We start from the raw sequence: 7715 nt of genomic DNA on the forward strand, positions 1-7715 counted from the left end.
GCAAATACGGTCGTCGAATACAACGCTGGCCGCCATGCGCCCCCAGCCCGTATAATACCGGCCTATATTTTTAAGCAGGATCGCTTCGTGATCGAGAATCTTCGCAATATCGCCATCATCGCCCACGTTGACCACGGCAAAACCACCCTGGTCGACAAACTCCTGAGCCAGTCCGGCACTCTCGACCGCAAGGCCGAAGGCCAGGAGCGGGTAATGGATTCCAACGACCAGGAAAAAGAGCGCGGCATCACCATTCTGGCCAAGAACACTGCCATCCAGTGGCAGAATGGAGCCGGCACCGACTACCACATCAATATCGTCGACACCCCCGGCCACGCCGACTTCGGCGGCGAGGTCGAGCGGGTCATGTCCATGGTGGACTCGGTGCTGCTGCTGGTCGACGCCGTGGACGGCCCCATGCCGCAGACTCGCTTTGTCACCCAGAAGGCGTTTGACCAGGGGCTCAAGCCCATTGTGGTGGTCAACAAGATCGACCGCCCCGGCGCGCGGCCGGACTGGGTCATCGACCAGATATTTGATCTGTTCGACAACCTCGGCGCCAGCGAGGAGCAGCTCGATTTCCCCATCATCTACTGCTCGGCGCTCAACGGCATTGCCGGTCCCGACCCCGACGAGCTGGCCGATGACATGACGCCGATGTTCCAGTCCATCGTCGATATCGTCGAGCCGCCCAAGGTAGAAACCGACGGCCCCTTCCAGATGCAGATCTCGGCGCTGGACTACTCAAGCTACGTCGGCGTCATCGGCCTGGGGCGCATCGTGCGCGGCAGCGTCAAGCCCAACCAGCAGATCACCGTGATCAGCAAGGAAGGCAAGGAGCGCCGGGGCAAGGTCGGCCAGGTCATGACCCACATGGGCCTTGAGCGGGTACAGACCGAGGAAGCCACCGCCGGCGACATCATCTGCATCACCGGCATCGAGAACCTGGCCATTTCCGATACGCTGTGCGATCCGGCCGCCGCCGAGGCGCTGCCGGCGCTGTCCGTGGACGAGCCCACGGTATCGATGACCTTCCAGGTCAACGACTCGCCGTTTGCCGGCAAAGACGGCAAGTACGTCACCAGCCGCAACATCAAGGATCGCCTCGAGCAGGAGCTGATCCACAACGTCGCCCTGCGCGTGGAAGAAGGCGAAACCCCGGAGAAATTCACCGTCTCCGGCCGCGGCGAGCTGCACCTGTCGGTGCTGCTGGAAGCCATGCGCCGGGAAGGCTTCGAGGTGGCCGTGGGCCGCCCGGAAGTCATCATCCGCGAGTTCGACGGCGAGCAGCAGGAGCCCTACGAAGAAGTCATCATCGACTGCGAAGAGCAGCACCAGGGCGCCATCATGGAGGAGCTCGGCTACCGCAAGGGCGAGATGACCAACATGCACCCCGACGGCAAGGGCCGCGTGCGGGTGGACTTCACCATCCCCGCGCGCGGGCTGATCGGCTTTCGCGGCCAGTTCATGACCCTGACCTCGGGCACCGGCATTCTGACCAGCCGCTTTGACCACTACGGCCCGCTGCGCCCGGACGCGGCCATCGAGCGGCGCAACGGCGTGCTGGTCTCCATGGCCACCGGCAAGGCGCTGGCCTACGCGCTCTATGCCCTCCAGGACCGCGGCAAGCTGATCGTCGAGCACGGCACCGAGGTTTACGAAGGCATGCTGGTCGGCATCAACAACCGCGCCGACGACATGACCGTCAACCCCACCAAGGCCAAGAAGCTCGACAACATGCGCTCCTCGGGCGCCGACGAAAGCCTCGATCTGGTAACGCCGGTGCGCTTTACCCTGGAACAGGCCATCGAGTTCCTCGACGACGACGAGCTGGTGGAAATCACGCCCAACCATCTACGCCTGCGCAAGAAGCACCTCACCGAGAACGAGCGCAAGCGCGCCAACAAGGGCAAGTAAGGCACCGCTCGACGAGCCACCCGCTGCGCATGAACCGGCCCGCCTTTTCGGCGGGCCGTTTTTTTACTCATCCGTCATCCGGCGCCGATCCCGCTCGCGCTGGGCCCGCTTGTGCCGGTAAAGCCGCACCGCGGCAATGCTCAGCGCCGCGGCCAGCATCAGCAAAAGCGTCACCCCCTGCCACGGCCTTGCGCCGTCGCCGAGCACGGTCTCCAGCGTGATGATGGCAATGAGCCCCGCCGCCTGGGTGCCGATCGCCAGCGCCCGCAAGGGGTCATAGGTTGGCCGTGCCATTAGCGCCTCCGATTGTCGCTATCCCGTGGTACAGTCAGCCCATTGTACCCGCTTGCCGGGCACTTTACGGACAACGCCGCATGAACGCCGTCGCTTTGGGGCCCATACTGATGCCGCTGCCATGCCTCTACGCGCTCGCCGCCGCCCTGGCGCTGCTCGCCGGCGTGCTGGGCTACGCGCTGCGCTGCGCCGAGGCGAAGCCTGGCGGCCGATGGCAGGGGCTCGCGCACACGGCGCTGCTGACGCTGAGCGCCGGCGGGCTGGGCCTGGTGTTTGCCGCCCTGCTGCCGCCCGCTACCCATAGCGGGCCGACGACGCTGCCCGACATTACCCTGGAAGACCTCGACGGCAATGCCGTAGCGCTTGCCGAGCTGCCCGGGGCCGCCGGCCCCGAGCGCGACACGCCGATCATCGTCCACCTCTGGGCCACCGGCTGCCCGCCGTGCCGCCGAGACATGGCGCTGCTGGCTGAGCTCGGCGGGCGCCGCGACGTACGCGTGGCAAGTATCAATCAGGGCGAAGACCTGCTCCCCGCGGTGCGCTACCTGGATAACACAACGCCGGGCGCGCCGGCGTTCGATATCGTCCTGCGCGACCCGCAGCAGCGGCTGATGGCCGCCTTTGACGCCACGCGGCTGCCGCTTACCCTGCTGCTCGACGCCCGCGGCCGGGTGCAGAAGCGCCGCGCCGGCGAGCTCAACCAGGCCACCCTCGCCCGCTGGCTGGGTCGCTGATCGGCGTGCACCAACGCATAAACCGTGCGGCACCTTAATCCGCCCGGCGCTTTGCGTTAGAATCCCTCGCCTTTGAGACGCTGCCGCCTTCCCCGCCGGCAGCGTTGTCCCGATTGACCGCATCCTCCGAGGCACCATGAGCGATTTTTCCCCCGGCCAGCGCTGGATCAGCGACGGCGAAGCCGAGCTCGGGCTTGGCACCGTACTCAACGGCGATGCCCGAAGCGTCACCGTCCTGTTCAGCGCCAGCCAGGAAACCCGCACCTACAATACCCGCCAGGCGCCGCTGACCCGGGTCGCGTTCGGCGCCGGCGACCTTGTCACCGCCGCCGACGGCTGGCAGATGACCGTGGACGCCAGCCGCGAGCACCAGGGGCTGATTATCTACCAGGGCAAGGACGCCGACGGCGAGCCCTGCGAACTGCCCGAAACCAAGCTCGCCGACGCCATGCGGTTCGACCAGGCCCGGGACCGGGTGCTCACCGGCCAGGTAGACCGCAACGACTGGTTCGATCTGCGCTTTCGCACCCTGCACCACTACCAGCGCACCGAACAGCACCCGGCGCTGGGCTTTGCCGGCCCGCGCATCGACCTGATCCCACACCAGCTCTATATCGCCGACGAAGTCGCCCGCCGCCACGCCCCCCGGGTGCTGCTGGCCGACGAAGTGGGGCTGGGCAAGACCATCGAAGCGGGGCTGATTCTCCACCGCCTGCTGCTGGCCGGGCGGGTCGAACGCGCGCTGATCCTGGTGCCCGACAGCCTTTCTCACCAGTGGCTGGTGGAGCTTCTGCGCCGCTTCGCCCTCGACGTCACCCTGCTCGACGAAAGCCAGAGCGAGGCTCTTGGTGAGGGCAACCCCTTCGACAGCGGCCAGATCATACTCGCAAGCCAGGACTGGCTGTTCGCCAACCCCGCTCGCCAGCAGCAGGCGCAGAGCGCGCACTTTGATCTACTGATCGTCGACGAGGCCCACCACCTGGACTGGAGCGAAGAAGGCGCCAGCGGCCCGGGCTACCGGTGCGTGGAGGCGCTGGCCGCCGAGATCGATGCCCTGCTGCTGCTCACCGCCACGCCGGAGCAGATGGGGCTCGCCAGCCACTTTGCCCGGCTGCGCCTGCTCGACCCCGAGCGCTATCACGACCTGGAACGCTTCCGCGAAGAAGAGCAGCACTACGCCGAGGTGGCCGCCGCCATCGAAGCGCTGGACGCCGTGGGCGCCAACGGCGACGCCAAAGCCCGGGTGGAAGCGGTGATCGACGACGCCGAAAGCCGCGCGCTGCTCGCGATGCTGGCCAACCCCGAAGCCGGTCAGGACCAGCGGGAAAGCGCCCGGGCCCAGCTGCGCGAGGCGCTTCTGGACCGCCACGGCACCGGCCGGGTGATGTTCCGCAACAGCCGGCGCCACGTCGGCGGCTTCCCCGAGCGCCGCCTGCACACCGCCACCCTGGCGCTGCCTTCGGCCTACCGCCGGGTGCTGCGCCGCCTGGCCCGGGACGAGGACTACCTCGACGAGCTGCTGATCGAGACCGGACTGGATCACCCGGACGTGCTGATCTACCCCGACGCCATGTACCGGGAGCTTTCAAGCGACCCGCTCAACGCCGAGGACTGGTGGCACATCGACCCCCGGGTCAACTGGCTTCTGGAGCACCTGAGCGACGACGGCGAGGACGGCTTTGCCGGCGAGAAAGTGCTGGTCATCGCCCACCACCGAGAAACCGCCGAGGGCCTGGCCGAAGGCCTGCGCAGCCTCGGCGGCTACCACGCCCCGGTGTTTCACGAAGACCTGTCGCTGATCGAGCGCGACCGCGCCGCCGCGGCCTTCGCCGACGAGGAAGACGGCTGCCAGGTGCTGGTGTGCTCGGAAATCGGCTCCGAGGGGCGCAACTTCCAATTCTGCCGTCATCTGGTGATGTTCGACATGCCCCAGCATCCGGACCAGCTGGAGCAGCGCATCGGCCGGCTCGACCGCATCGGCCAGCAGCACGCCATCGAGCTGCACGTCCCGCTGTTCGAGGACAGCCCCGGCGTCCGGCTGATGCGCTGGTACGACGAGGGCATGGACGCCTTCAGCGCTCCCCACGGCGTGGGCAGCGAACTGTTCGAGGCCTTCGGCGATGCGCTAGCCGACGCCCTTCTCGACGACGACGCCCTCGACGAGATCATCGCCGACACCCGGGCGACGTTTACCGCCAAGCTCGCCGAGCGCGACGCCGGGCGCAACCGCCTGCTGGAGCTCAACGCCTGCCGCCCGGCACGCGCCGAACGCATCATCGAGGGTGTGCGCGAACTCGACGACGACAAGGCCCTGCCGCGCTATGTGGACCGCGCGCTGGATATCTTCGGCGTCGACAGCAAAGACCTGGGCAACGGCCTGATGCACCTCAAACCCGGCCCCCAGATGCTCGACGGCCTGCCGGGGCTGGCCAAGGGCGAGGACGGCTTTACCGCCACCTACCGGCGCGACCGGGCGCTTGCCCGGGACGACGTCCAGCGGCTTTCCTGGGAGCACCCGCTGCTGCGCGAAATGATGGGCCGCATCGTCGACGGCACCATGGGCAACACCGCTCTGGCGCTGCTCGGCCACCCGTCCATTCCCGGCGGGCGGCTAATGACCGAGCTGGTCTTTCGTACCCACTGCCCGGCGCCCAGGCGCCTGCACCTGAACCGCTTTCTGCCGCCCACCGCGGTGCGCGTGCTGCTCGACGAATCCGGCGCTAACCTCAGCGACAGGATATCCTTCACCGGCCTGGGCAAAAACCTGCAGAAGGTCAACAAATCGCTGGCCCGGGATCTGATCAAAGAGCATCACGACAAGCTGCGCAACCTGCTCACCCAGGGCGAAAGCGAAGCCGAACGCGAGCTTCCCACCATTGTGGAGGCCGCCGAGACGCGCATGCGCGCCCAGATCGACGGCGAACTTGCCCGCCTCCGGGCGCTCGCCGAGCACAACCCCGCGGTGCGCGACGCCGAGCTTTCCGCGCTAAGCGAGGAGCGCGCCGCGCTGAGCGAGGCCATCGAAGCCACCCGCCTGCGCCTGGACGCCGTACGGGTGATCATCACCGTGGATGCCGAAGGCTAGCGGCCGGGGCTTCTTTCAGCGCGGCGCGAGAATCGCCTCCAGCGCCCGGTCCAGGGTTTTATAGCGGAAGGTAAAGCCCGCCTGCTGCAGGCGCACCGGGCGCATGTCCGCCCCGGTGAGCAGCAGCCGCGACATTTCGCCAAGCCCCGCCTTGAGCACAAAGGCGGGCACCGGCAGCACCGCCGGGCGGTTGAGGGTTTTCGCCAGCGTCCGGGTAAACTCGGCGTTGGTCACCGGGTGCGGGGCACTGGCGTTAAACGCGCCGCTGGCGGAATCGCGCTCCAGCAGAAAGCGTATCGCCTCGACCAGGTCGTCGCGATGGATCCACGGCATGAACTGCCGGCCGCTGCCGAAGCGGCCGCCCAGCCCCCACTTGAACGGCGGCAGCATCTTCTCCAGGCTGCCGCCGCCTTCGCCGAGCACCAGCCCGATGCGCACGATCGCCGTGCGCACCCCGAGCGCCTCAATCTCGCCGGCGGCGGCCTCCCAGCGCGCGCATAGCCGATGGGCAAACTCGTCGTGGGGCGGCGTGTCTTCGCTAACCGCAGTGTCGTTCTGGTCAGCATCGTTTTGCTCTCCGTAGTAGCCCATGGCCGAGCCCGACACCAGCACCCGGGGCAGCGCCTCGCCGGCTTCACGCAGGGCTTCGCACAGCGCTAAAAGATCGCCGGTGGCGCGCAGGCGAGAGTCGATCATTTCGCGCTTCTGCGCCTCACTCCAGCGCTTGGCCGCAATGGACTCCCCGGCCAGGTTGACCAGCGCCGCCGGCGGAGCGTCGGCAAAGGCCGTCGCGCTTTCGCGCACGTCGCAGCCCTCGGGCAGTACCGCCCGAGCCTTTTCCGGCGAGCGCGATACCACCTGCAGCTCGTATCCCTGGCGCGCCAGGCTTTCGCACAGGCGCCGCCCAACAAAACCGCTACCGCCCGTTATCAGTACACGCATGGCAGGCTCCTTTTTATGGCTGACGACGTTCATGGCTGCCGAATGGCTCGGCACAGCCTCCCTTCAACTGTACTAAATATGTACAATATGGCTAACTTGTCACATACTTTTTTATCTTTTCCCGCAGCGCGCGGCGGTTGACAAGCGAGTGCCGCCGGCGGCACCGCACCGACCACGTTTTCACCACGGCATCCAAGAGGCACAGGCGGCCATGAGCAATCAGGCGACCCATCCACCCGATACCCCGCTGTACCCCATCCGGGAGGTTTCCCGGCTGACGGGTGTGAACTCGGTCACCCTGCGCGCCTGGGAGCGCCGCTACGGCCTGATCCGGCCCCAGCGCACGCCCAAGGGCCACCGCCTCTACGCCCAGGACGACATCACCCGCATCGAGCGCATTCTGCAGTGGCTCAACCGCGGCGTGCCGGTCAGCCAGGTGGCCGACCTGATCAACCAGCCGGAAGCCGTGGAAACCCCGGCTCCCACCAGCGACGACTGGGACAGCCAGCGCCGGCAGCTGATTACCCTGGTCGACGCGCTGAACACCCAGCGGCTGGAAATCCTCTACCACCAGAGCCTGGCGCTCTACCCGCTGGGCACGGCCGTCAGCGAGCTCTGGCAGCCGGTGATCAACGCGCTTGAGGCGCGCTGGCAGGAAACGCCGGACGTCGCCGCGCGCCGCGCGTTCGAGGCCCTGCTGCGAAGCCAAGTGGGCATCCGCCTGCACTACGCCAACCAGGCCA

General features: G+C 67.4%; 6 protein-coding genes. 4 read left to right on the forward strand and 2 right to left on the reverse strand.

The window, feature by feature from the left end:
- Window positions 1-87: 87 nt before the first annotated feature.
- A complete protein-coding gene (typA, locus tag RS027_RS08600; RefSeq protein ID WP_311956109.1) occupies window positions 88-1917 on the forward strand; it encodes a translational GTPase TypA in 1830 nt (609 codons plus the stop codon).
- Window positions 1918-1980: 63 nt separating this feature from the next.
- On the opposite strand, the gene RS027_RS08605 is transcribed toward typA, so the two are convergent.
- Window positions 1981-2211: a hypothetical protein gene (locus RS027_RS08605; RefSeq protein ID WP_311956112.1), complete on the reverse strand. Its 231-nt coding sequence runs from the start codon at window positions 2209-2211 to the stop codon at window positions 1981-1983.
- Window positions 2212-2291: 80 nt separating this feature from the next.
- On the opposite strand from RS027_RS08605, the gene RS027_RS08610 reads away from it, so the two are divergent.
- Both RS027_RS08610 and rapA read left to right on the forward strand, forming a co-directional pair.
- On the forward strand, window positions 2292-2945 hold the full coding sequence (locus tag RS027_RS08610; protein ID WP_311956115.1) for a TlpA family protein disulfide reductase: 654 nt from the start codon (window positions 2292-2294) through the stop codon (window positions 2943-2945).
- A 136-nt stretch (window positions 2946-3081) separates the two neighbouring features.
- The gene (gene rapA, locus RS027_RS08615) at window positions 3082-6030 is read left to right on the forward strand and encodes an RNA polymerase-associated protein RapA (protein ID WP_311956118.1); all 2949 of its coding nucleotides are present in this window, start codon (window positions 3082-3084) and stop codon (window positions 6028-6030) included.
- 15 nt (window positions 6031-6045) lie between these two features.
- Here the strand turns inward: rapA and RS027_RS08620 are convergent, their stop codons facing one another.
- Window positions 6046-6972, reverse strand: a complete 927-nt coding sequence (locus RS027_RS08620) for a TIGR01777 family oxidoreductase (protein WP_311956120.1) — start codon at window positions 6970-6972, stop codon at window positions 6046-6048.
- A 211-nt stretch (window positions 6973-7183) separates the two neighbouring features.
- Here RS027_RS08620 and RS027_RS08625 point away from each other — a divergent pair.
- A partial coding sequence (locus tag RS027_RS08625) for a MerR family transcriptional regulator (protein ID WP_311956122.1) occupies window positions 7184-7715 on the forward strand: 532 nt, incomplete at its 3' end.

Source organism: Halomonas garicola, assembly GCF_031935715.1.
GTDB lineage: Bacteria > Pseudomonadota > Gammaproteobacteria > Pseudomonadales > Halomonadaceae > Vreelandella > Vreelandella garicola.